A 24,021-nucleotide genomic window follows, 5' to 3' on the forward strand; every position below is an offset into this window, starting at 1 on the left:
GTTCGTGTATAAAAAAAGGACGGGCACGCGCCCGTCCTTTTTTCTGACTTTTGTTGCTAAAAATCGTAGCGGTACGAATTCATGACATGGAAATTATCACGTACTTCCGCGCCGGTCGGAAGACCGTATGTCGTTCGTACGTAGTCACATTCCAAGGTTATCGAGAATTTTTCGAATATCCTAACCGTACCGTTGACCATGAAGGTTACGTTCATCAGTTTCGCGCTCGCGCTCGGGACGATACGCTCATCCAGCGGATCATCGATACCGGCGGCAAGGTTGAACGAGAGCTCCTTGATCGGATCGATCTTAAGGTCGACGAAACCGCCCATGGCCATGACCTCGCCCGTGGCGCCGTATCCCATTTGTCCAATGCCGCCGAGGAAGTCGTACAGGTTCTGCCCGAACCAGAACTGCCCAAATATGGTGAACATATTCACGAGCTTGATGCTCCCGCCGACATCGAAAAAATACGTCTGGGACGTTCCGCCGATATTGGTTATCCACTGCTCATAGCCGCCGGACACGGTCATGTCAAATGCGAAAACATCCTTCACGTCAAGAAGTTTGCCGAACCAGATATTTGCCTGCGCACCGGGAAGTCCCGCGGCTGTGGCTTCGGCGTCGATCATCTTGCGCGAGGGGCGCGTTATCGCCAGATTGAGCTTAAGGAAATTCGCCGGGGCAACGGTCAGGCGCAACTGCGGCGCTCGTCCCCAGAGACAGCCCTGATAGCCGAACGCGGCATCATTGATCGTTGCCGGCATAGGCATCGGAAGGAGATACCAAGTCTGCCCGGCAAGGAGCGTAAGCCAGTCGGTGATAGCGACCGTTGCATACGCATGCCTCAGACGAAGGAAAGCGTACGTGAGCTCGGAAGTAGGCGTGGCAGAAAAATCCGCCTCGATCTTGGCGCCGATGAACGTGCCGTTGGACACATCAAGCCCGAGACGGCTTTGCTTCGCCGCGATACGGAATTCGCGGTTCACGTTCACGCGCGGCACGTAGAAATAGAGGTCATCATTGACGGTAGCACCGGCATTGATGTCGTACGACATGTCCACCTTGATGAACCCGTAGAGCTTGACGCCTATCGGCGGCAATTCGAATTTCGGGGCTTCCTGCGCGAACGCGAACGCCGCAAGCGCAAGAACACAGACGATTCGTTTCATGTTTTTCTCCTCTGACAAAATTTGGTACTGCCTGCATTATTCCGCAAATACATATAAATGTCAAGAGAAATCGGCTCGCCATACGGCACAGCGGAGCACAGAAAGATCGGCGAAAAGCGCCGTGCAGAGCATAACGGCCGCTATGGCGAGGTGCTGTGAAAAACGTTCCCTGTCGCGCCTCTGTACGGTCGAGCATCCCGTATCCCGAAAATATTGACATTGCAGGCAATTATACTATCATCACCTCGACATGTCGTTCACCGATACGCCTCGTGCGTACCGTGAATCACGCCCGGAGGGGATATGATGGCCGTGCATACAACCGCAGGGACCGGCGCATGAGGGCATCCGGAATACCGGTCTTCCTCAGCGGCGAACCCTATGCCCATAGAGCAAAGTACGCCGCGGCGCTCGCCCGTGCACTCCGCTTTTCCGGCGTCAAGGTCGAAATAATGCGCGCATCCGAGATCACCACGGTGGTAAAGCACGATCTCTCCGCGCCCCATGATATCGCCGTCATCAATGTTCTCGCAGAAGAGATCCCCGCGATGATCGAGCACGGCATGCTCCTGCCGGTATCCGTCCTCGTGCCGGACGCATCGCTCCGCACGCTCCATCCGCTCTCCGCGATATTCGCATCCGGCGGAAAACAGTACGCGATACCGAAGAACATCGCCTGCGGACTTTTCTTCGCCCGCCGCGACATTCTCGACCGATACGGATTCGATATCCCGCGGACCTGGGATGAGCTTGTACGTTTCGGCAGGGAAATACGGAAGAACAGGAAGGGGCCCGTCCTTGCGCTCCGCGGAAAGAACGGCTGGGCGCAGACATTCCTGGAATATTACTGGTCGAACGGCGGATCGCTCCTCTCCGAAGACGGCGCGATGGCGTTCGATGCACCCCGCGCACAGGGGGTACTATCTTTCCTTTCCGATCTTGTCCATATACACAAGCTCATGCCGCGTGCATTCGTTACCCGTGAATCGTGGAAGACGCCGGAAGATATTACCGACGGCCGTCTTGTCTTTGCACAGGCAAGTTCGGATGCGCTGCCGAAACTCGCTGAACGCTACCGTGCATCGTTCGAGGAGCGTTTCAAGATCGGCCTGTGCCCGATCGGCCCGGCGGGTACGAACGCCGCAACCTATATCGAAGGATCATGCTTCGCCGTGCCGAGAACGACGGCACACCCGCGTGCCGCACGGGATGTGCTCCGCTTCTTCTGCGACAGGAATCGTTCGGGGAATTTCGATACACACTGGCTGCATCCGTTCCCGCGCTACGCCATGCCGTTCGCCGAGCTCGCATCATTCCCGTGGTATGTACGGCGCGGCTGTCAGCTCCTTGCCGACGCGCGCATCCCGCAGCATGATATGCCGCTTGCGCCCGGCATTGCCGGTATCATCGAGAGCGCCGTCATTTCCTGCCTTGATCGCTCCGCAACGCCAGCCGACGCGGCATCCGCCATCGCCCGCGCGCTTACAAGATCGATCGGCAGACGATACTCATCCCCGGTCGCCCGTGCGGTCACGCATATCAGGACGAATTTCTCGAAGCAGATATCCCTTGCCGATATCGCACGCATATCCGGGCTCACCCGCGCGCACCTCACGCGCCTTTTTACGCGCGAGACCGGCATGTCCCCGGGCCGCTACCGCACCGATGTCCGCATACGGCATGCTGAGCGTCTCCTCGAAGGCGGGGCCACGGCGGCACACACGGCGGCGGCGAGCGGTTTCAGCGACGCGAAATACTTCTTCCGGGCGTTCAAGCGTGCCACCGGCAAGACCCCCGCCTCGTACCGCAGATCACGAAGAGCATGAAAATCCACCCGCAGCAGACAATAGTACACTCGCCGACACTTCCGTACACTTGACGGTAGTACGCCCCGTGCATATACTCATCATCGGAGGCATACCATGATACAACGGCTTGCCGCGCTCGTGCTTTCCGCTTCGCTCCTGACAGCAGCGAACCTCATCACCGATAATTCATCATTCGAAACGGGGCGCTGGGGGCACGATGCCGTCCCCTGCGCCTTCATACGCAATTGGCCGTCATTCATTCATCCTGAGATAACCGATGCGGCCGCCGCGCACGGAAAATTCAGCTTGAAGATGGTGAACGCGAGCGGCATGGATTCGGTCTTCCTCGTATTCCCTGCATTCAAAATACCCGCACGTACGAAGCTCACGATATCGTTCTTCGCGAAAGCGGACAATGAAAAGACACCCGTCACTGCGAACATCGCCTGCGGCTGGTACCGTGCCGGTTTCACCAAAGGGTTCTCGCTCAGCACCGAATGGAAGCGCTACTCATACGATGTCGAAGTGATGGCCGATCCGGTGAAGGAATCGGCGAGCGCTGGCAACCGCGGCGTCTATGCACTTTACTTCATGCTCGACTCCGTGAGCAAGCCCGTGTTCTCGACGGTATGGATGGATGCCGTGCAGGTGGAGGCGAATCCCCTCTCCGACTACGCCCCTGCGAAAAAGCTCGAAGCCGCCATCGATATGGAACAATACCGCGAGAAGCGCACGCTCGTATATGCTGTCGGAGAATCAGAGAATGCCGCGGTGAGCATATACGCATCCGATATACGCTCATCGCCGTTCACCGGAAGTTATGCCGTGTACGACGCAGTGAACGCATCACGCGCAGCAGAAGGCAAACTTGCCGGCACCATCGACGAGAACGGCCATGGGCGCGCACGGATAACGCTCCCGACGATGAAGCGCAGGCTTTACCGCGTCGAAGCACACATTGCTGTCCAGGGGCAGACGGCAAAGGCGCAGCGTTTGTACGGCGCCGTTAATGACATGACATCGGTCCCGCAGCGGACGAAATTTTTCGGCGGCAGCATAGAGATGCAGGAGGAAGCGCGTACGTATCAGATCGTCGGCAAGGATGCATCGTATCGCATGGGATCATGGCGCATGGACCCGTCGATATACGCAAAGCTTGCAAAGGCCGTCGGCTGGCAGTGGGTACATGCGTATCCGCAGCTCGGGTACGGCATTGTCGCTCCCGAAAAAGGGAAATTCCAATGGGAAGACGCCGACCGCTACGCCGATATCCATTTGAACGCGGGGCTTGAGATCATGGCGCTCATGTCATCGCACGGGAATTATCATCAATGGTACTTCGAGCCGAAGTGGATGCTCACCGGCAAACCGAGCGACGGGGGGAACAATGCCGGCAAGGGCGCAAAACTTCCCGATACCTCCGCTGTCGAGGAACTTTCGTACGAGATAGCGAAGCATTTTGCGGGAAAGGTGAATATCTGGGAAAGCTGGAACGAGCCCGGCGTGAAGATGCGCGAATACGAATATCTGCCGATACTCAAAGCGTTCTACAGCGGCGTCAAGCGCGGCAATCCGGACGCGAAAGTGCTCGGGCTCTGCGGCACCTGGGACTTAAGCGGAGATCTCTACGGCTGGGTGAAGCTCTGCCTGAAGCTCGGGGCGGCGGATTACATGGACGGCATCGGCATACACGGTTATCACACGAAGGACCGCGATTACGGATATCAGGTGCGGCGCATCGCGAAGGAGATGATCGGACGCGATATGCCGGTATGGGATACCGAGTCCGGAAAGGTGATATACGATCCATACGGGTTCCCGTCGTATTTCGCCGACTGGGAGATAAAACCTGACGAGGCAGCCGATGTCTCCCGCTTGGCCGATTTTGTCGTCAAGCATTCCGTCAATGAACTTGCATCGGGGCTCAAGCGCGCAAGCTATTTCAATCTCGACAGCACGTACAGCAGACTCGGACAGCCGTCATATGGCATGATACAGTATGACGGCTCACCCGATGCATCGCTTATCGCGCATAATGCCGTCATCGACATGATGAAGGATGCCGTGTTCGTGAAGGATGTCCCCGCCGAGGGCGGCTCGGTCGTCTACGTGTTCGACCGCCCTGAAGGCGCTTTCGCGGTGTATTGGAACGATACGGTGAACACCACAGCGACTATCGGCATTCCGCCGGCGAACGCCGCCGTGCTCGATGTCCTTGCCGGTAGCATTCCCTTTTCAGGGAGCTCGTCATCGGTAATACCGCTCTCTGCCTCGCCGCGGTATCTTACCACGAAAGGCCGCCCCGACGCGCTCATAAAAGCGTTCGAGACAATGGATGTCGCCGGGCTTTCGCCGGTGAAGGTAACGCGTACGCGCATGGGCGTTGACAACGCTTCACCCGCGCTCATCATCGATCTTGAGAACAGGAGCACGAAAGAGCAGTCGTTCTCCGTTACTGCGGGAACGAAGCCGCCCTGGATACGGGGAAGGATCAATGTGTCAGCGACGATACCGCCGCTCACGATGAGTTCCGTGCTCTGGCCGTTCACATCGTCTGACGGCGGTTCGGGGAACGGCAGCGTATTCATCGAGATGCCGCGCGATACGGTCGCAGCACCGTGCGCTTTTCATGTGTTCATCTCCCGCGCTGGCACGCCCGTCATCGACGGCGACGGAAGCGATGCCGCCTGGAAGAACACGATACCGCTCGGAAGCATCGCTTCGGTGTCTTCCGCGAACGATGATACCGCGCTCTATTTCCTTTTTCGCGTCAAGGATGATGCCCCGTTCCATTATCGTGATGCGAGCGTACCGACACCTGCCTGGAAAAGTGATAATATCGAGCTTTTCATCGACTGGGACCGCGACGGGGATATGGCCGACAGCGTCTACAATGCAGACGATACGCAGCTTGTCTTCACGGCCAAAGGCGTGAGCAAGGTCGGCTCTGATGAGATATCGAAAGGCGGCGATAATTATGCAGGCAACAAGAATTTTTCCGTCGATAAGGTGCGCTTCGTATCTCGCACAATACCGGGCGGGTACACGGCCGAGATAGCGATACCCTGGGAATGCGTGAAGACGCTCGGCGTACCGAAAAAGAAGATCATCGGCTTCACCATGTCGGTACGCGATATGGATACGCGCGGCGAGGAGCGAAGCCGTGTGATATGGCGCGGCGACAATAACGTCTACCGCGATACGTCCGATCTCGGACTGCTTATCATCGATCGGTAGCGGCGGACAATGACACTTCGGAGGAACACATGAGAGCATTCATCACGATCATCGCCGTGGCCGTTTCCGTATATGGCGAACGGCTTCTCACCGACACGTTCGAAAAGAGCATCGATGATGCCGTGCTCTCCGGCGCCGAGATCATCGACGACGATGACGGCGGAAAATGCGTGCGTGCAGTAGGCGCCGTAATGTACCCGCAGTCGAAATACATCGATCCGCGGGAAGGCACGGTCGATTTCCGCCTCCGGTTTAACGCTGAAAGTGCGCTTACGAACAACGCCACGCTCACATTGTTCCGCGCCGTAGCGCCCGGCGGCAAGGATTCCTTCGCGAATACCATCGTGTTCATGCGCGGCTGGGGCACCGGTGCTCTACTGCTCGTCGGCGATAAGGACGGCAAGCGCACGACGATCAATTTCCCGAAGATACGCGAATGGAAGATCGGGGAATGGCACCGCATCGCATTCACCTGGAAGACCGGCGAGGCCGGCGCATCCGAGGTCGCGCTCTACGCGGACGGCGCCCTTGTCGAGAAGAAAAGCGCCCTTACCATCATCATGGATGATGCACTTTGGGCAAAAGCGATGGAAACGCCGAAGTCGCGTTCGTTCAATGACTATCAGTATTCCTGTGTGTGGTTCGGCGGCTGCTGGGGGACGAAGGATGCGGATGTGTTCCTCGACGATCTATCGATATTCAAGATCGCCCGTCAGTACCGAAGGCAGTAGCGCTATCGCATCACGAAATAGAGCGGGTTGCTGTCGACGACCGTCGCATCGTTCGCCGATATCGGATTACCCATCATATCGAACGCCGCGCGCGACTTCCAGCTCTCGGCAGGGAAATTCTTCAGTGCCACAGGCTTCTTCGACCAGAGCACGTCGATGCGTTTTCCTGCTTTGATGAATCTCCCGACGAACGCCGAGTTCTTCGAAATGCCCGCTATTTCGGGGTAGACGAAACCGTCCGGCGACGCCTCATCAATGAACGATACCGCCACCGCATGAGCGGTGAATGCCGGATGCGGTGATCCGTCGACGTCATTCAATCCGACGCACATGTCGTAATAGGCGCACCGCCCCGTTGGTTTTGCGTTGAAAAGATAAAAGAAATTCCGCTTATATCCTGCCGCCTTGAAGGCGACCACCGTACGTACGAGCGTGTTGGCCGCATCAAGCACGCCGTACGATGAGACAGGCGGTATATCCCAGCTCGTCATCCAGCTTTTCGCTCCGTTGAGATAAATGCCGCCTTCCGTCTGCCAGAGCTCGGGAACTTTCCCCGCGCGACTCTTCATCTTCCCGAAACGTTCGGATGCCTGCACGGTAAATGGCATTTCAGGCATTTGATCCGGAGACGCATTTTCATAATACCAGTGATGCGAAATGCCGTCGGCACGCGATGCAATATCCTTTCCAACGATATCATTGAAGAACGAACCGACCGGATTTGCCGCCGCACCGCCGAGGAGCGTTACGTTCGCGCCCATTTCATCGATGGCGGCACGGCTTTCATCAACGATACGAAGGTACACATCCGCTTTGTCAGTGACGCCTTTTTTCAACATGAGATATGCGTAGTCAGGTTCATTCCACACTTCCCAATGCTGTATCCACGGTGCAAAATTGCTGACCGCAAGTCTCACATAATTCCGCCATGTGTTCCAATCCTTCGGCGCATACGGCTGCCAGATGGTGCTTTTCTGCCCGGGATCAGAATCGCCTTCATGTACGGGCGTCGTATTGAGGAGACCGAGGATCTGAAATCCGCGCGCGGTCGCGATGGCAACGCGATTGGTAAGCCAGAGCCAATCGCCCGGTGTTTCTTCTATCAGGAACCATTCCGTGTAATGCGGAGGATACGTCCTTAACCAGCGGAAACCCGCCTTTTCACAAAGGTCGAGACTGTAATCCGAGAAAAGCGCGTGCGTGCCGAAGAAGGAGTCCTTCACCTCCGACGACGGCTTCAGCCGCGGAACGACCGAATACAATGTATCGCTTATCGCCTTCGTGCCGCCGCGCTCGCGAATTTCTATTTTGAAACACCCGTAGCGTGTACTCGGGAATGACAATCGCGTCATGTCCTTTGCGGGTATCGTTCTCTTATCGATCACTGTGTCCCAGGCGTCGAGTGTGACAATGTCGAGATCGCCGGAGGCTGCCGTCATGAGATCGAATTCTATTTTTTCACTGGCGTAGTACACATTCCCCGGATGCTTCGTGTCCGTTCTCATCAGCCCCGCTTCACGCTGTGCGGGCGCTGCATCGGGAATATCGGCATCCCCCTCGACGACGCTCACATTATCGAGCATGAATTCGCGCGGCGTGTCGAATACGAACTCAAGAATATATGATCCGCTCGATGATGGCTTGGGCACTACCGTGAATGATTTCCGTTCCCATGCTCCTCCGGCCATTGAAAAATTCGTCCTGAGCGACCAGTCAGGCCGTGTTTTGCCTGCTCCGAAACCGACCACAGCCCTCGCCGAAGTCGACGACTTCACCGAAAATCCGATGGTCACCGGGTGACCGTATCGCACGGGAAAATAGGCGGATGCAAGAGTGAAGCTTGCTTTTTCAGGAAGCGTGAAGGCAAGTGCGCGCGCACCGGCCGCAGCATCGGGTGACGCTATCGAAAAATCGAACACATTATCGCCGACAAGCGTATCGACACGATATCCGCCGATGCCGCGAATATCTCCCGACCAATGGACGCGTCCGGCTTCGAACGAACCGTTCTTCACCAGATTGCCCGGGCGGGCGGGGGAAATATCCTTTTCCGGCAGCCGTCTGACACTGACATCATCAAGATAGATGGTATTTACGTTCTTCAGATTAAAAAAGAGGCCGAGCTTGTTCGGATCGATCCCCTCGGGTACGATGAATGTAACGATATACTCAGTCCAGTCATCGAGAATAATGAATTCTCGCGGGATAAAAGCGCGATATGGTCCGCTCGTCGGGCGCAGACTGAAATCCATGGCGCCGCTGTTTGCGCTGCCGCGAAGCCAGAACCGGAGTTCGACGAGATCGCCGGGGTTGAGTTTGACAGGGGCGATAAGCTCGAGCGCAGCTAATCCGGTTATGCGCGTCATCGCCATCTTCAGTGCGTAACTTCCGCCATGCGGAAAATCGGTGACGCGGTCAAATGCCGCCTCGTTCTTCGCCCAATTGTTGGGCCGCCAATTGCCGCTCAATTCATCCTCAAATCCGCCGTTGGCGAGGAGATCAACACCGATGGGTGTTGCTTCCGCAAAAAGCACCCATGACATTCCCATAAGAAGCAGTGTGCGAATGATCATAACGACTCCGTCCCGGTTATTGCATACAGTATAAGCGCTTCACAAATGAGCGTCAATGCACAAAACGGTTCAGATCCTTGCAGGAATTCGGCGCTAGCCGGTCTTCCCGCGGTTCTCCTCCCGCCAGACGCGCGGGGAGACATGGAAATGCCGCTTGAACATGCGTGAAAAATAGTATGCATCGGTAATGCCGACCGACGAAGCGATGTCATCAAGTCCGCGGTCGGCGTCCATGAGGAGCTCCGCGGCGCGTTCCATGCGCGAGCGCAGGACGAATTGATGCGGTGCATAGCCGGTCGCATCACGGAACTGACGACGGAACGCAGAGTAGGAGATGCGTTCGTTCGCGGCGAGTGCCGGAAAATCCCATTCGTGCCCGGGCGTTTCGCTGATGCGCCTGCAGAGCTCCGCGATATGCTGCGTGCGTTCCGGCGGGAGTTGTGCCGTCGCTTTCTGTTCGACGAACATGAGGAGAAGCCCCTCGAGCATATGCACCGCGCGATGATAGTTCATGCGATAATCGGCCAGGTATGAGATAAGATCGTCCATCGCATGACGGAACCGTTCCGAACCGCGTATCATTACGAGCGGGCTCTCATGGTCGATGGGGAAAAGTCCCGACTCGATGAAGCGTTTCACACGGACACCGCTGAAATTGATATACCGATTGTCCCATTCGCCGTCACTGCTGCCGTAGGTGAAATGAACGCCCGGGTAAGAAAGCCAGGCGACCGGCGCGTTCACGTGTATCATCGGAGCGCGGTCATAGGAGATATCGAGCGTGCCGGTGTGGACGTAATTGATGCCGTAACGGTCCTTGAAATCACGTTCGGCAAGCCGGTAACAGTTCGGGATATGCGCGGCGTTCAGCCAGATAAGGCCGTCGAAATATGCTGTCATCGGGGTAGTATACTGCAGGGAAAGGCATCGTCAATCATGCATCATGCGATACGCCAAGCGCATGCGGCAGGTGTATCAAGTGCCGGTCATTTTTTACCAAAATGGTCAAATCACACATTGCCGCTCCAACGGCCGAGGCTTATATTATACCCGTCGTCACCGACAAGGAGCGCACCATGACAGCGACAGCGAATCTCACGGACTATCTCGTCATCGATGAGAAGCAGGAAGATCGCCTTACCGATCTCTACGCCCGCTACCGCAAGCTCTCCGAAACGCCAGACACATGCCGCCCCATGATCATCATCAATACGCCCGTCCAAGCACTGCCGGTATGGGAAGAACGACTTGCCGATCCGCTCATCATGCTCAAGGCCGAACTCGATCAGATACGCCCGCATCTTGCACTTGAGGACGATCGCGTGCCGACGGTGCGCGTACAGTTCGGCACCGCGCAGGTAGCCGCGGCCTTCGGTTGCGAGATGTTCGTCCCGCCCAACAATCTCCCCGCAGCGGGGTCACATGTCGTGACATCAAGCGATGCGGTTTTCAGAACGAATGTCCCCTCACTCGACGCCGGATGGTACGGTAAACTCGCGGAATGGACGGATGTATGGAAGAACAATCTACCCGCGGGTGTGCACATCCAGCATCCCGATATTCAGAGCGCATTCAATTCCGCGCATCTCATCCGCGGTAACGATATACTTCTTGACTTCTATGACGCCCCGAAAGCGGTGGGTCATCTCCTTGACACGGTCACCGATTTCATGATCGCGGAGACGAAACATCTGAAAACGATGATAAGCGATGACAAGAAATTCTTCTTCGACTGGGGATCGATGTGGAAGGGTGCGGCGCGCATCAGCAATTGCTCCATGCATCTCATCAGCCCTGACTGGTACCGCGAGCATGTGTTCCCGCGCGATGTACGCTTCTTCAAAGCCGTCGGCGGCGGACGCATGCATTACTGCGGATCGTACGGCGAGGTCATCGATGAATTCTTCAAGGTGCCCGACATCACCGGGCTTGATTTCGATATAGTGCATCATGACTTTCATGCTGTCTGCGGAAAAGCGCCCGCGCATGTCGTTCTCACCGCTACCGGCGGACCGCGAGCCGATCATCCGTTCATCAAGAGGCTCCTTGCCGGCGATTGGCCGAAGAAGCGCAACATCATCATACCTGTCGCCGCGGCGAGTATCGACGAGGGGAAGCAGCTGCTTGCGGCATTGCAGAAGAGCATGCCGTATTGAAAGACAATTCCGGATGCTGAAAGAACAAGGGCTCATGATCCCTTGTTCTCAGGTATGCGAGGATATGTCACAGTATTTCGGATTGTATATATGTCATCGTATGGTATCATGAAGCGTCATCGACAATATCAAGCATAAGGAACACACATGAAATTCGGCGTCGCAGATTACGGAATGAATGTCTGGTACGGCGGCTGTTATGATACCATGCAGCGTCTTATCGATCTCAAGAACATCGGTTACGACGGCATAGAACGCCTCGAGGCATCAAGCCCGTCGGATGCCGTTGCGAAAGCCGTCGAGTTCAAGCGCCTGGGCATGGATTTCGCCACCGTGCGCGGTCCGTCAATCGAAGCGACGATCAAATGGACGGCGGCATTCGGTAAGGAATATGTATGGGCGCAGGTGACAGGCAAGGACTTCGATACCTACTGCCGTCAGGTGAATGAGCAGGTGAAAGCGGCGTCAGCGCTCGGCGTGCGCGTTGTGCTCCATAATCATCTCGGCACGCTTGTGGAGACCGAGGAGGAGCTTGAAGCATTCCTCGCGAAATGCCCGCTCTGCGGTCTCGTGTTCGATACGGGGCATCATGCGGCCGCGGGCGGCGATCCGCTTGGCATCGTGAAACGATATTATCCGCGTATCATCGCACTGCATCTGAAGGACTGGAAGAAGACGGGCGATATATCCCCGGTGCATAATCCGAAATGGTATGACTGCGGCTACTTCACCGGCTTAGGCGAGGGGAATATCGGACAGGACAACGGCGCTATACTCAAAGCGGCGGTGAAGGTCGGCTATGACAGATGGGTATTCGTCGAGCATGATACGCATACGCAGGAAGCACTCGTGGACCTTGCCGCGAGCAGGGACTATCTGAGAAAGTCCGAACAATAGATGCAGTGAAAACGAGGCACGTATGAAAAAGATCATCCTCCTGTTCGTCTCTGTCGCCGTGTTCGGCATAACGCGCCAAACGCTTCCGCTTCAGAAAATGATCGATGAAGCGCGGGCATCCGGCACCTCGGTATCGATACCGGCGGGCGAATGGCTTATTGATACGGACGGTGTCGCAATTCGGGGCGCTACCAATCTTACCATCTCCGGTGCGGGTGACCGCACGGTGATCGTATCGTCGAACATGAAGATCATGTTCAGCATCGGCGGGTCGAAGGGCATCGTTCTTAAGGATTTCAGGATCGATTACGATCCGCTCCCGTTCACCCAGGGAACGGTGACCGCCGTCGGTCCCGATGCGGCATGGGTGGAATACGAGATACACGATGGTTATCCGCGCCTTGCGCCGCCGTACAATATGCGTACCGCGTATTTTTTCGACCCGACAACGCGTAACTGGAAACCGGATGTGCCGGACACCTATTGCCAGGCGAACGAGATCATAAGCCCGACGAAAGGGCGTATCGTCAAACCGAATCATCCGAGCGGTCTTGATTACCGCACGATCTGCGTCGGTGACCGCGTGGCCTTCGCCGTGCGCCCCGCGGCCGCGATATCGTACCGCGACTGCGAGAATGTGCGTATTGAAGATGTCGATATCCTTTCCGCGCCGGGTGCCGCCGTTATTCTCCGCTTCATGCGCGGGGATAATTATTTTCGATACAACATCGAACGAGGACCGATGCCGGAAGGCGCGAGCGAAGCACGCCTCATGTCATCGTCAGCCGACGGTTTCAATATCGCCATCGCCGAAAAAGGGCCGACGCTCGAACGCTGCGATTTCTCGTTCATGGGCGATGATTCGGTTAATTTTCACGGCGGCATACTGCCGGTCGTTCATGTCGAAAACCCTGCGACAATATGGGTGACCGACCGCTACAGCGATACGAAGCAGTTCATCGGTTTTTTACGCGGCGGCGAGAGGGCACAATTCCTCCGCTACGGAACATTCGAACCGCTGGGCGAGAGCGTCATCGTGAGCGCGGTCATGGATAACGCCGAGGTATCGCGCATCAACGACAAGCTCGTGAACGATTGGTGGTATAAGTCCACTTCCCCCGGATATTTCAAGGACCGCTCGACGTTCCACACCTACCGCATTACGCTCTCAAAGCCCGTTGCCGGCGTTTCATTCGGCGACGGGTTCGCCGTGCCCTCGCTTGAATGCGAAGGATATGCGATACGCAACTGCCATTTCCACGACCACCGCGCCATGGCGATACGCATGATGGCGGGCAACGGCGTCATCGAGGGATGCACGATCGAGCGTATAAAATACGCGGCGATCACGATGGGCCCGGAATATGCCGGCTGGTCTGAAACGGGGTGGGTGAAGAACATCGTCGTACGCAACAATGTGATACGCGATGTCTGCCAGGACCAGGCGTCGTATGCCGAAAAAACGTATTACCCCGGTGCGCTTTCGATATTCCCTGCATTGCGCGCCAATCCCGATAAGCTTCCTGTGTCAGCGCATAATTCGAACATCGTCATACAGAGCAATGTCATCGACGGCGCAAGTACGGCGGCGATATACATCAACGGCGGACGGGACGTTGCTATCAGCGGCAACATCATACGCAACGTAAATCGCGTGAACGGAGAGAAAACGGCAAGCGAAGCGAATGCGCGTACCGATCATGCCATCGTTGTTTTCAATTCCATGAATGTTTCGGAGCGGGATAATACGTTCGGCCCCCCGGGGCCGTTCTCAAAGGGGAATTTCAAGGATTTCGGCTTCATCCGTGCCGAGAAAAAAGAGCGCGTCGCCGTGTCTTACGCTTTGCTTTCCGCCGAAGCGGACGCTGCTAACTGGAACGCGCTCAGTGTCGATACGATGAACAAGCGCGAGGGAGGCGTTTCGTTCAAATGGGAAAGAGCGAATGCAGGCGTGGCGCTGCAATCGGCGGCGCTTTCACGGAACGATTGGTCGGACTGCGATCATCTCTCGTTCTGGCTCTATGCGGAAAAGGATAATGGTGCGGCGATCGTCATCACGATCACATCACCGCAGAAGAGCGAACTGGATAATTATTATATGAAGAAGATCGTCACCGCGCAGGGCTGGCAGCAGATCACGATACGCTTCAAGGATCTCGAAGTGATGCGCTCGCCCAAGGGATGGTCGAACGTGAGCAAGATCGCCTTCAATCTGATAGGCTGGGGCGCGGTGAGAAAACCGGATACCGTCCTTTCCATTTCTGATATCCGTATCGGGTATGATCCTGCATTGCAATAAATCCAAGGAGCAGCTATGAATCGCACAGGAGCAATTTCTATCGGCATCGCGGGCATCGGCCGCGCGGGCTGGGGCATGCACTGCAATGAGCTCAAGGGGCGCGAAGGAAAATTCACCATCCGTGCGGCATGCGATATCGACGAGGCGCGGCTGGCGAAAATGAAAGAGCGATACAGCTGCGTGACATATACGAGCTTTGATGAGATGATAAATGATAAGAACATCGAGCTTATCGATATCGCCACGCTCTCGCCCGATCACACGCCGATGGCGCTCAAGGCGCTCGCCGCGGGGAAATATGTCTTCCTCGAAAAGCCCATTGCGCTCACGTACAAGGATGCGCTCAGGCTCAAAGCGGCATCGATGAAGTACAGAAAAAAACTTTATTGCCGTCATAATCGCCGGTTCGAAGCGCCGTTCGTGCATATCAGAGAGATCATCGCTTCCGGATTGCTTGGCGATGTCTACGAGATAAAGCTTCGCCGTCACGGTTATTCGCGGCGCGACGACTGGCAGACGCATATCGCATCCGGCGGCGGGCAGCTCAACAACTGGGGACCGCATATCATCGATCATGCGCTCCGCTTCCTCGAGTCGCCGGTCGCGACAATATGGGGTGATCTGAAAAAAGTGGCCGCTGTCGGCGATGCCGAGGATCATCTCAAGATAGTGCTCACCGGAAAGAACGGACGCATTGTCGATCTTGAGATAAGCGGCGGTGCGGCGATAATCGAGCCGGAATATATAATTTTCGGATCGAAGGGTGCGCTTACCTGTACCGGCAACGAGATCAGGATGAAATATCTCGACCCCGCGGTAACACTTCCCCCGCGAAAAGCTGTAAAAGCGTCTCCGCCCATGGAAGGAAGCTTCGGTAACCCCGATGTGCTCACGTGGAAAGAAGAGACGATACAGGCCTCGCCGGCTCAACCGAGCAATACCGACCACATCTGGGACCATCTCCATGCCTCCATTCGCGAAGGGAAGAAATTCCCGATAACGATGGACGAAGCGGTGGAGGTCGTTCGCGTAGCGGACATCGTAAAACGGGGAACGGCATTCACCGCGAAAAAATAGCGTTCCCCATACGCAGCGCCAGTGCAACGCTTGTCGCATCGCCTGCGGGACTTGCCGAATGCGATTATCGGTATATACTTACCACATCATTCCCGATACGGAGGAATACCATGAAAAAGCATACATGCATGCTCGCAGCATTGGCTGCACTTACCGTCTCCTCGCTGACGCTCGTATCATGCTCGTTCTTCGGCGCAAAGGTCACCGACGATACGGTGAAAAAATACTGCGCGGCATGGAAGAACCTGAAAGCGCTCGGTATCACCAAGGGCGAAATGCCGTCGGGCGTGAACGGATTGAAGCTGTTCGAAAAAGCGGTCAAGAGCGCCGGCTTCAAGGGCGTCCTCGAGTTCATGGGAATGCAGCAGAAGATCGGACAGGCGTTCATCGTGGTGAAAGCGGAGAAAGTGATGAACAATCCGAAGGCGACCGTTGCCGACTTTGACAAGCTGCTCGATGACCCGACCATACCGGAAGCAACGAAACGATCGATACGCGATGCGCTCAAAGCGGGCGGATCCGAGAAGAACCTCAAATATGCGAAGACCGCGTTCGATCTCCTCGCAAAAATGGTCGACAAGGAAACGCTTGCCGTGGTCCGGCGCAATGAGGCTGAATTGACGGCGGTCTTTTCCGAGAAATAGTTCAGGACAGACCGAGCTTCTTCATTTTCTGCCAGAGCGCCACGCGGCTGATGCCTATTTCCCGCGCGGCGGCGCTCCTGTTGCCCCCGTGCGCGGCGAGTATACGCACAATATCATCTTTGCTCACCAGTGAGCGCTTCGCCTCCCGGGGTTTCTGTTCCGGCGTGTGTTCGGCGGCGGATATCGATGGCGGGAGATCGAGCGCGTCAATGGATGCCCCTGCGGCGACAACGAACGCATACTCGATGGTATTTTCAAGCTCGCGCACATTACCCGGCCACGTATGTGCCATGAGCACGCGCATGGCGCGGGGTGTACACCCTTGTATGTTCTTACCCGAACGGGCGGCATGTTTCTTTATGAACGCATCGCATAAGAGCGGTATATCGTTCATGCGCGTACGCAGGGGCGGCATGTGTATCGGGAACACCGCAAGGCGATAGAAAAGGTCCTCACGGAAATTCCTTTGTGTAACGTACGCAGGGAGATCACGATTCGTCGCTGCTATGATGCGCATATCGACGGGAATGCTGTCGGTGCCGCCGACACGTTCGATCATCCGTTCCTGAATGACGCGAAGGAGCTTCACCTGCGTTGCCGGTGATATCTCACCGATCTCGTCGAGGAATATCGTGCCGCCGTGCGCAAGCTCGAATTTCCCTTTTTTATCCCGTATGGCGCCGGTGAATGCACCGTGTACGTGGCCGAAGAGCTCGCTTTCGAGGACGCTCTCGGCGAGCGATGCACAGGATACCGCCACGAACGGCGTGGTCCTTCGCGGCGAGCGGTCATGAATCGCCCGGGCAGCGAGCTCTTTGCCGGTACCGCTTTCCCCGGTTATGAGAACGTTCGCCATCGATTCTGCGGCAAGCGATATCTGGCGGAACACCGCATGCATTGCAGGCGCTTTTCCATAGATGCCGGAATATGACGACGGTGCATCGGCAACGGCGGTCTTCACCGACGTGCAGACGTTCACATCGCGTATATCGAGGACCATGATACGGCGGCGGCCGGCAACCGCATCGCTGTGGAGCATGACCGGGCAGAGATCGCCCTCTCGTATCATGAGATAGAAGCTCTTCGTGCCGGGTTCGTTTTCCTTCATGCAGTCGGCGAGATCGACCTCGCTTTCCGCGGACGGTGAAACGAAGTACCGCAGAATGCGATATGATCTTCCGACGGCATCGTCGCGGGCTATACCTGTCAGGAGCACCATCGCATCGTTCCAGCTCCGTATCGTCAATTGTTCATCAAGTGAATAAAAACCGAGCGTGGGAAAACCATCAAGCGCTCCGAATGATGATGCATCAGATGCGTTCATAGGGTATATCTCCATCAATGCTTAACGTAAAGCAAGTGCCGCGTGCATATGCCTTAACGTTAAGATAATATAATGCAACCGCAAATCAAGCGAAATTTCACCGTTTTATATGGCATACCGATTGCAATACTTAAGTAACAGATCATATGACCAAGGAGGTTATTATGTCGGTCACTGTATATTCAACTCCGAGCTGCGGTTATTGCACCATGGCGAAGAATTATCTGCGTTCCAAAGGCATTCCGTACACGGATGTTAACGTAGCCGCGGACCGTGCGAAGGCGGAAGAGATGGTACGCAAGACAAATCAATACGGCGTGCCGGTGCTTGAAATAAACGGGAGCATCGTCGTCGGTTTCGACAGGCCGCGCATCGATGCGCTCATAGGACGGTAGACATGGTCTCAATAATTGCAGCACGCTGCCCGCAGAACCATCCCTGTCCGTCGGTACATGTATGCCCGACGGGGGCGCTCACGCAGAAGGGTTATGGTCTGCCGGAGGTTGACGAAGAGAAATGTACCGACTGCGGACAATGCATATCGTTCTGCCCGCGCGGGGCTTTCAAACCGGCAGCGGCGGGGGTTCTGCGATGACCATGCGTATAATAAAAACCGCCGCGTTCATAGTCATCGGCGGCGTACTTGGATTTGCCTATTACAAACTCGTAGGCTGTCGGACGGGCACCTGTCCGATAACGTCCAATCCCTATATATCGATGATCTATGGGGCCGTTCTCGGCGGATTGGCAAGCGGGATCACAGCCCCATCATGAACGCAAAGACCTTATCGGAAAATCCGGGCAGGCCCTCGTGGCCGAAATCCGGATAGATGACAAGGTCTTTTTTCGAGGTGATGCGGTTATACGCGGCGAACTGCGTCGACGGCGGACAGACGGCATCCATGAGCCCCACGCCCATGAGCACTTCCGCTTTGATCCGCGGTGTGAGGAATTGCACGTCGATGTAGCCTAAGCGGGTGAATATCTCGTCCTCACGCTCATGGCGCGGATCGAAATTGCGGAAGAACGTCTTCAGTTCAGCGTACGCATTGGCGGCCTGGTCCATCTCCCATACGCGCTTGTAATCGCAAAGGAAGGGGAATGTCGGCGCTGCGCGTTTTACCCGCGGCTCAAGCGATGCGCATGCGAGCGTAAGTCCGCCGCCCTGCGAGCCGCCGAACACGCCCACGCGCTTCTCATCAACATCGTCCATGTTCATGACGATGCGTACGAGTTGTGCCGTATCGAGATAGATGGCGCGAAAGAGGAGCTTATCGGGACTGTCGTTAAGACCGCGTATGATGTGGCCGTTCTGCGTCGTGCCTTTGATGCCGCCGACATCCTCCGATCGTCCGCCCTGACCTCGGCAATCGAGCGCTGCGACCGTATAGCCCTGCCCGACATAGGCGAGCTTGTCGTGCCAGTCGCCGGAGCTGCCGCTGTATCCGTGAAAGAGGACAACAGCAGGATGCTTCTTGGCGGGGTTCTTCGGGCGCAGGAGCTTCGCGTATACGCGCGCGCCGAGCACACCGGTGAAATACATATCGAAGCATTCCGCGTTCGGTGCGGAGAATTCAGCCGGCTTCAATTCCACCTTTGGGTCGATAGCATGCATCTCGGCGAGCGATCTGTCCCAGAACTGATCGAGATCGTCCGGGCGCGGATTGCGGCCGGTGTATTTGTATAATTCGGGAAGCGGTTTGTCTATCAACGGCATGGTACACTCCTCGTAAGGATCGGGGTATGGTATCGTACTGGGATTTTTATGCAAGTGGTGGGCCTGCATAGTCTCCGGATAAGCATGTTGTTGACGAAGCCCCTGCATCGTGTATACTGTCCTGAAATTCTGACATTGGCGGTGAATATGTTTTCGACATTCCCGTTCAATAATCCCGGGTTCCAGTCATTTGCATGGGGCGTCATAAGCGCCATTTCACTGCCGCTCGGGACGCTCACCATCCTTGTCTGGAAGCCCGGGCCGAAAGCGGTCGCTTTCCTCATGGCGTTCGGCGGCGGGGCGCTTCTTTCCGCGCTGACGATAGATCTTGTCGGCGCGGCGATAAAAGCAGGGCATTTCATCCCATTGGCCATCGGCTGTGCCGGCGGCGGTGTGCTTTTTGAGGTCTTAAACCAGCTGCTCAATAAACAGGGCGGTTTTCTGCGTAAATCATCCACAACGCTGAATTATCTGAAAATAAAAAAGTCACGGCAATTCAAGCGCATATTCCGGGAATTGAGCCGCATCCCGATATTCCATGAGCTTCCCCCGGAAGAAATAAAGCTTTTAGCACCCTATATAACCGATTCACGATATCCGAAAGGTGTTTCAATATTCAAACAGGGGGAGAAAGGCGACAGCCTGTTCATCATCGAAAAGGGGATCGTGGATGTATGGGACGATAAGAGTAAGAAGCGAATATCGCGTCTTACTGATAACGATATCGTGGGCGAGATAGCGATCATTACCGGCGCGACAAGAACAGCCACGGCACGTACCGTGACCGATACGAACATGTGGGTGATACAGAAGACCGATTTTGAGAAGGTGCTGGCGCAGTCCCCGCGCTTATCCCAGGTCATGAAGGATCTTATACAGGGCCGGCTCAAGCGATTGGAAAAGGTCATGGCCATTGATCCGAAGAAAGCGCGCCGCTGGGCCGCAACGGTGATCAGGAACATCGATGAGCGGGCGATGCTGCCGACGAACCATGAGATACAAAAAGCTGCCGCGGAGAATAAAGGCGCACCGCTGGCGATATGGCTCGGGATACTGCTTGACGGAATACCGGAGTCGCTTGTCATCGGCGCGAGTCTCATCCATTCATCGATAAGCTTTTCCCTGATAGCCGGTCTTTTTCTGTCGAATTATCCGGAGGCGCTTTCCAGTTCCATGGGCATGAAGGAGCAGGGCAAATCGTTCCCGCGTATCCTGCTGATGTGGAGCTCGCTTGTGCTTATCACCGGCATCGGCGCATTTTTCGGGAACATGCTCTTCGCGCATACGCCGCACTTTCTTTTCGCCTTCATCGAAGGACTTGCTGCGGGGGCGATGCTCACGATGATAGCAGAAACGATGCTCCCGGAGGCGTTCCATAAGGGCGGGTCCATCATCGGCCTGGCGACACTGTTCGGCTTCCTCTCCGCGCTGTTCTTCAAGATGATATGAGGCGACGGGTTCAGGTCTTCTTCTTTTCCTTCTTCGCCGCAGGGAAAAGTATATTGTTGAGTATCAATCGATACCCCGGTGAATTTCTATGAAGCGAAAGGTCCGTCGGCGAATCCTCGATGTAGTGATTGGGGTCCTCAGGGTCATGCCCGCCGTAGAACGTGAAGCTCCCCTTCCCGAAATTGCCGTGCAGATATCTGACTGAATCGCTTTTCGGCGTATCGGCGAGAATGGTTATGCTGTCCTTGATATGCTTTCGGCGGAACGTTGATGTGATGCCGAAGAAACCGCGTATGACGCTTTCATGGTTCTGATTGAGCATTGCCGGCACGGGGTCGATCTTCGCCGAGAACGGGAAAAGCTCGAAATCGGTCATGGGGACGCGGTTGGGGGCGTTCACCCAGTTGAAATCGATATCGGAGAACGGGTTGAGATACGGCGTTTCATTGACGGTGAACCCCTCGAAGGCGAATGTCTTTTTATGATCGATCCTCTTTTCCCAGTCGGCGGTCTGCGGCGTGCCGTCTATCTCCGGCGGGATGAAATCCGTCCCGTACAGCGCAAGTGCTATGTCGATAGTTTCCACGGCGGCGCACATGGCGAACAGGAAACCGCCGTTGGCGACATAGTTCTGTATGCCGCGCGCGACCGCTCCCTTGTGTTCGCGCACCGATGCGAAGCCCGCTTCTTTCGCGAGCTTGGTGAAAAGCGACACCTGTTTCTGATACCAGGGGGCGGCGGCATGTGAGTAGAAGAATCGGCTGAACTGTCCCGTAAAATCCTCGTGATGCAGATGCAGCCAGTCGTATTCGGAAAGCTTCCCCAGGAGCACCTCCCTGTCCCAGAGCTTGGTGTACGGTATGTCGGCATAGACAAGCGCAAGCGTTACCGCATCATCCCACGGCGCCGTCCATTCGGGCGTATACACCGCGACCTTCGGCGCCTTCTCGAGCACGATGCGCTCCATGTTGTTCTGTTCCATCGTGCGGTATATCGCCGCGGCATCGCTTTCGGATATGCGCATGACGGCAATGCCGTTCACACGTGCTTTTGCATAAAATGCCGCAGATTCGCGGAAGAGGAACGCCCCCGCGCGATAATTGAGCAGCCACTCCGCCTTCTCGCCTGCGGCAAGCACGGTATAGGCGAGTCCATACGCTTTGAGATGATCGGTCTGCGCTTCGTCCATGGGGACGAGGAGATACTGCGGGTAGAGGGGGGAAAGAAGGAGAAGGAATGCAAAAACCATAGCCCAACATGCAGAAACAAAATCCATCAGCCCCGAACGCACGGGGTCTTGACCCCGTGTTCGATTGCCGCGTATCATGGCACACGAGGCCAAGGCCCCGTGCTCTTTCGCCATCATGTTATTTGCCCCGCAAACTGAATTCCAGCTATCGATCAACATGTCTACACCGACTACGCGGTTTATCCATCCTAATTCATCAATCCCGCGACGGCCGTTCCGATTAGCGTCGCATTCTCAACGGTGAGGATGTCATAATAGATGCCCTTCTTCTCCCGGAGATACGCACCGAGAAATCGCTCGGTCTTCTGTTTGAGACCCGCAAGGCGATGGAAAGTCGTCCCTTCGGCGGTTATGCCCACCGGCGCGAGCGGATCGGTGCCGGCCCCCGAGCGTATGACAACGGATGCGAGATTGATAGCAGTGATAGCAGCGGAACGCGAGACGAGCATGTCAAAGAGATGCCAGAGCGTACGCGCGTCGTCACCCATGACGAGGCGGGAGAGCGAATACTCTGTGTCATTGGGCATGCTGATAAAGTCATTGATGTCCTTCGTTTCGAGAGCGGTGAGCGATGAAAGAAGCGTGGCCGCGGCGGGAGAGAACAATCCCTCGCGGCATGCGGCATGCACGGCAAGAAGGGCGAGCGGCCCGAGATAGCGCCCGGACACTATCTTCTCAAGTCGATAATTCCCTTTGTCCTGCGTCGTCGCATCGAGCGCATCATCGAGATCACCATGCGGGAGCACGTTCATACCGCCCATCTCGATATTGATGCACTGCGAACGCTTTGCATCGAGACCTTTGACCTTGGTGATATTCCTGTTCGCTTCTACATAGCTCGTATTGGTGCCGGTACCAAGAATGAAGCCGATATAGCTCCCGTACTGACGCGCACCGGAGACCGAACGCCCGGCAAGAAGGGTTGCGACCGTATCATTGAGTATGACGATGTTCTTTTTCGACGCCCCGTTCGCGGCGAGCGCGGCCGTAAGCCCCTCGCCGATGAAACTCCCCTCTACCGCTTTTGCTTTTACTTCCTTCGTCCAATGCATGAGCTTGCCGTCCTTCGACGGGAACATCTCGACGGGGTAGGAGAAGCAGAAACTGATGGAATCGGAAACATCGGCCACCGCGCGGACATGGGCGGACATGGCAGCGTAGAATTCATCCTTGGCAAGCTCACGCTCGATACCCGGCATGCGATGCGTGGTGAAATTCTCCACCACCGGATTCCTCGATGCATCGAATCGCACCGTTGATACGCGGAAATTCGTACCGCCCGCATCGAGCACTATGACCTTCTTGTCGACAGGGAGTTCATGCTCGGTATCGACCTCGATATAGGTCGGTATCATCTTAAGCGAGCTTTTCTTCCCGGCAAGACCGTTCTCCATCTCGGAGCAGAACCGCTTCGTCCATGTATCGATATCGATATCACGATAGTTCGCGCCGTGCCTCGTGAGGAATCGCGATACACGCGTTTCAGGCGTAACGGATTTCGCTTTCGTCGTCGCACGTGCTTTCTTTGCCGGTCGTTTCTTCATTATCCTGCTCCGAATGGAAGTGCAAGAACAATATCATTGAAAAGATGCTTCGTCAACAACCGCGTGTATGGAGAGCTGTGCGATCAGAGAACAAGGGCTCATGAGCCCTTGTTCTTCAAACCGGGGCAGGGCAATAAAAAAGGC

19 protein-coding genes are annotated in these 24,021 nt (G+C 55.9%); 12 read left to right on the forward strand and 7 right to left on the reverse strand.

Annotated elements, in window-relative coordinates; genetic code table 11:
• Positions 1 to 56 precede the first annotated feature (56 nt).
• Entirely contained in the window at positions 57 to 1,172 is a 1,116-nt protein-coding gene (locus tag AABZ39_07225; protein MEK6794551.1) for a hypothetical protein, read from the reverse strand.
• A 338-nt stretch (positions 1,173 to 1,510) separates the two neighbouring features.
• Between AABZ39_07225 and AABZ39_07230 the strand changes: the two genes are divergently transcribed.
• From AABZ39_07230 to AABZ39_07240, 3 genes are all read left to right on the forward strand, one after another.
• Positions 1,511 to 2,998: an extracellular solute-binding protein gene (locus AABZ39_07230; GenBank protein ID MEK6794552.1), complete on the forward strand. Its 1,488-nt coding sequence runs from the start codon at positions 1,511 to 1,513 to the stop codon at positions 2,996 to 2,998.
• 96 nt (positions 2,999 to 3,094) lie between these two features.
• Positions 3,095 to 6,217 carry a sugar-binding protein gene (locus tag AABZ39_07235; protein MEK6794553.1) on the forward strand — a complete coding sequence of 1,041 codons (3,123 nt, stop codon included), beginning with the start codon at positions 3,095 to 3,097 and terminating at the stop codon, positions 6,215 to 6,217.
• 29 nt (positions 6,218 to 6,246) lie between these two features.
• A complete protein-coding gene (locus AABZ39_07240; GenBank protein ID MEK6794554.1) occupies positions 6,247 to 6,948 on the forward strand; it encodes a hypothetical protein in 702 nt (233 codons plus the stop codon).
• Positions 6,949 to 6,950: 2 nt separating this feature from the next.
• On the opposite strand, the gene AABZ39_07245 is transcribed toward AABZ39_07240, so the two are convergent.
• Both AABZ39_07245 and AABZ39_07250 read right to left on the reverse strand, forming a co-directional pair.
• Positions 6,951 to 9,521 carry a carbohydrate binding domain-containing protein gene (locus tag AABZ39_07245; protein ID MEK6794555.1) on the reverse strand — a complete coding sequence of 857 codons (2,571 nt, stop codon included), beginning with the start codon at positions 9,519 to 9,521 and terminating at the stop codon, positions 6,951 to 6,953.
• 93 nt (positions 9,522 to 9,614) lie between these two features.
• Positions 9,615 to 10,421, reverse strand: a complete 807-nt coding sequence (locus AABZ39_07250) for an AraC family transcriptional regulator (protein ID MEK6794556.1) — start codon at positions 10,419 to 10,421, stop codon at positions 9,615 to 9,617.
• A 176-nt stretch (positions 10,422 to 10,597) separates the two neighbouring features.
• Between AABZ39_07250 and AABZ39_07255 the strand changes: the two genes are divergently transcribed.
• The 5 genes from AABZ39_07255 (at position 10,598) to AABZ39_07275 (ending at position 16,594) form a co-directional block, all read left to right on the forward strand.
• Positions 10,598 to 11,677, forward strand: a complete 1,080-nt coding sequence (locus AABZ39_07255) for a hypothetical protein (protein ID MEK6794557.1) — start codon at positions 10,598 to 10,600, stop codon at positions 11,675 to 11,677.
• A 147-nt stretch (positions 11,678 to 11,824) separates the two neighbouring features.
• Complete coding sequence (locus tag AABZ39_07260; GenBank protein MEK6794558.1) at positions 11,825 to 12,574, forward strand: sugar phosphate isomerase/epimerase; 750 nt, start codon at positions 11,825 to 11,827, stop codon at positions 12,572 to 12,574.
• A 22-nt stretch (positions 12,575 to 12,596) separates the two neighbouring features.
• Complete coding sequence (locus AABZ39_07265) at positions 12,597 to 14,873, forward strand: carbohydrate binding domain-containing protein (GenBank protein MEK6794559.1); 2,277 nt, start codon at positions 12,597 to 12,599, stop codon at positions 14,871 to 14,873.
• Positions 14,874 to 14,888: 15 nt separating this feature from the next.
• Entirely contained in the window at positions 14,889 to 15,950 is a 1,062-nt protein-coding gene (locus AABZ39_07270) for a Gfo/Idh/MocA family oxidoreductase (protein MEK6794560.1), read from the forward strand.
• 110 nt (positions 15,951 to 16,060) lie between these two features.
• The gene (locus AABZ39_07275; protein ID MEK6794561.1) at positions 16,061 to 16,594 is read left to right on the forward strand and encodes a hypothetical protein; all 534 of its coding nucleotides are present in this window, start codon (positions 16,061 to 16,063) and stop codon (positions 16,592 to 16,594) included.
• A 1-nt stretch (position 16,595) separates the two neighbouring features.
• Here AABZ39_07275 and AABZ39_07280 read toward each other — a convergent pair whose 3' ends face one another.
• Entirely contained in the window at positions 16,596 to 17,918 is a 1,323-nt protein-coding gene (locus AABZ39_07280) for a sigma 54-interacting transcriptional regulator (GenBank protein MEK6794562.1), read from the reverse strand.
• A 164-nt stretch (positions 17,919 to 18,082) separates the two neighbouring features.
• Between AABZ39_07280 and AABZ39_07285 the strand changes: the two genes are divergently transcribed.
• Genes AABZ39_07285 through AABZ39_07295 form a run of 3 tightly spaced genes read left to right on the forward strand, consistent with a single transcriptional unit; the run spans position 18,083 to position 18,692 of the window.
• Positions 18,083 to 18,313, forward strand: coding sequence for a glutaredoxin domain-containing protein (locus AABZ39_07285; protein MEK6794563.1), 231 nt, complete (start codon positions 18,083 to 18,085; stop codon positions 18,311 to 18,313).
• Positions 18,314 to 18,315: 2 nt separating this feature from the next.
• On the forward strand, positions 18,316 to 18,513 hold the full coding sequence (locus tag AABZ39_07290; protein ID MEK6794564.1) for a 4Fe-4S binding protein: 198 nt from the start codon (positions 18,316 to 18,318) through the stop codon (positions 18,511 to 18,513).
• A gap of 2 nt (positions 18,514 to 18,515) precedes the next feature.
• A complete protein-coding gene (locus tag AABZ39_07295; protein MEK6794565.1) occupies positions 18,516 to 18,692 on the forward strand; it encodes a DUF6132 family protein in 177 nt (58 codons plus the stop codon).
• On the opposite strand, the gene AABZ39_07300 is transcribed toward AABZ39_07295, so the two are convergent.
• Positions 18,676 to 19,635: an alpha/beta fold hydrolase gene (locus tag AABZ39_07300; protein MEK6794566.1), complete on the reverse strand. Its 960-nt coding sequence runs from the start codon at positions 19,633 to 19,635 to the stop codon at positions 18,676 to 18,678. The genes AABZ39_07295 and AABZ39_07300 overlap by 17 nt on opposite strands.
• A 147-nt stretch (positions 19,636 to 19,782) precedes the next feature.
• Between AABZ39_07300 and AABZ39_07305 the strand changes: the two genes are divergently transcribed.
• Entirely contained in the window at positions 19,783 to 21,084 is a 1,302-nt protein-coding gene (locus tag AABZ39_07305; GenBank protein MEK6794567.1) for a cyclic nucleotide-binding domain-containing protein, read from the forward strand.
• A gap of 10 nt (positions 21,085 to 21,094) precedes the next feature.
• Here the strand turns inward: AABZ39_07305 and AABZ39_07310 are convergent, their stop codons facing one another.
• Positions 21,095 to 22,333 (reverse strand): asparagine synthetase B, encoded by a 1,239-nt coding sequence (locus AABZ39_07310; GenBank protein MEK6794568.1) that lies wholly within the window; start codon positions 22,331 to 22,333, stop codon positions 21,095 to 21,097.
• Between the two features lie 188 nt (positions 22,334 to 22,521).
• Positions 22,522 to 23,877 (reverse strand): hexokinase, encoded by a 1,356-nt coding sequence (locus tag AABZ39_07315; protein ID MEK6794569.1) that lies wholly within the window; start codon positions 23,875 to 23,877, stop codon positions 22,522 to 22,524.
• Positions 23,878 to 24,021: the final 144 nt, after the last annotated feature.

The sequence above is a fragment of the Spirochaetota bacterium genome (genome assembly GCA_038043445.1).
Taxonomy (GTDB): domain Bacteria; phylum Spirochaetota; class Brachyspiria; order Brachyspirales; family JACRPF01; genus JBBTBY01.

Excerpts from the sequence above, each read along its gene's own strand:
- AABZ39_07310 (MEK6794568.1), bottom strand. The coding sequence starts at position 22,333 with ATGGTTTTTGCATTCCTTCTCCTTCTTTCCCCCCTCTACCCGCAGTAT.
- AABZ39_07255 (MEK6794557.1), top strand. The coding sequence starts at position 10,598 with ATGACAGCGACAGCGAATCTCACGGACTATCTCGTCATCGATGAGAAG.
- AABZ39_07240 (MEK6794554.1), top strand. The coding sequence starts at position 6,247 with ATGAGAGCATTCATCACGATCATCGCCGTGGCCGTTTCCGTATATGGC.
- AABZ39_07225 (MEK6794551.1), bottom strand. The coding sequence starts at position 1,172 with ATGAAACGAATCGTCTGTGTTCTTGCGCTTGCGGCGTTCGCGTTCGCG.
- AABZ39_07230 (MEK6794552.1), top strand. The coding sequence starts at position 1,511 with ATGAGGGCATCCGGAATACCGGTCTTCCTCAGCGGCGAACCCTATGCC.
- AABZ39_07280 (MEK6794562.1), bottom strand. The coding sequence starts at position 17,918 with ATGAACGCATCTGATGCATCATCATTCGGAGCGCTTGATGGTTTTCCC.
- AABZ39_07260 (MEK6794558.1), top strand. The coding sequence starts at position 11,825 with ATGAAATTCGGCGTCGCAGATTACGGAATGAATGTCTGGTACGGCGGC.
- AABZ39_07315 (MEK6794569.1), bottom strand. The coding sequence starts at position 23,877 with ATGAAGAAACGACCGGCAAAGAAAGCACGTGCGACGACGAAAGCGAAA.
- AABZ39_07305 (MEK6794567.1), top strand. The coding sequence starts at position 19,783 with ATGTTTTCGACATTCCCGTTCAATAATCCCGGGTTCCAGTCATTTGCA.
- AABZ39_07275 (MEK6794561.1), top strand. The coding sequence starts at position 16,061 with ATGAAAAAGCATACATGCATGCTCGCAGCATTGGCTGCACTTACCGTC.
- AABZ39_07245 (MEK6794555.1), bottom strand. The coding sequence starts at position 9,521 with ATGATCATTCGCACACTGCTTCTTATGGGAATGTCATGGGTGCTTTTT.
- AABZ39_07235 (MEK6794553.1), top strand. The coding sequence starts at position 3,095 with ATGATACAACGGCTTGCCGCGCTCGTGCTTTCCGCTTCGCTCCTGACA.
- AABZ39_07295 (MEK6794565.1), top strand. The coding sequence starts at position 18,516 with ATGCGTATAATAAAAACCGCCGCGTTCATAGTCATCGGCGGCGTACTT.
- AABZ39_07250 (MEK6794556.1), bottom strand. The coding sequence starts at position 10,421 with ATGACAGCATATTTCGACGGCCTTATCTGGCTGAACGCCGCGCATATC.
- AABZ39_07300 (MEK6794566.1), bottom strand. The coding sequence starts at position 19,635 with ATGCCGTTGATAGACAAACCGCTTCCCGAATTATACAAATACACCGGC.
- AABZ39_07265 (MEK6794559.1), top strand. The coding sequence starts at position 12,597 with ATGAAAAAGATCATCCTCCTGTTCGTCTCTGTCGCCGTGTTCGGCATA.
- AABZ39_07270 (MEK6794560.1), top strand. The coding sequence starts at position 14,889 with ATGAATCGCACAGGAGCAATTTCTATCGGCATCGCGGGCATCGGCCGC.
- AABZ39_07285 (MEK6794563.1), top strand. The coding sequence starts at position 18,083 with ATGTCGGTCACTGTATATTCAACTCCGAGCTGCGGTTATTGCACCATG.
- AABZ39_07290 (MEK6794564.1), top strand. The coding sequence starts at position 18,316 with ATGGTCTCAATAATTGCAGCACGCTGCCCGCAGAACCATCCCTGTCCG.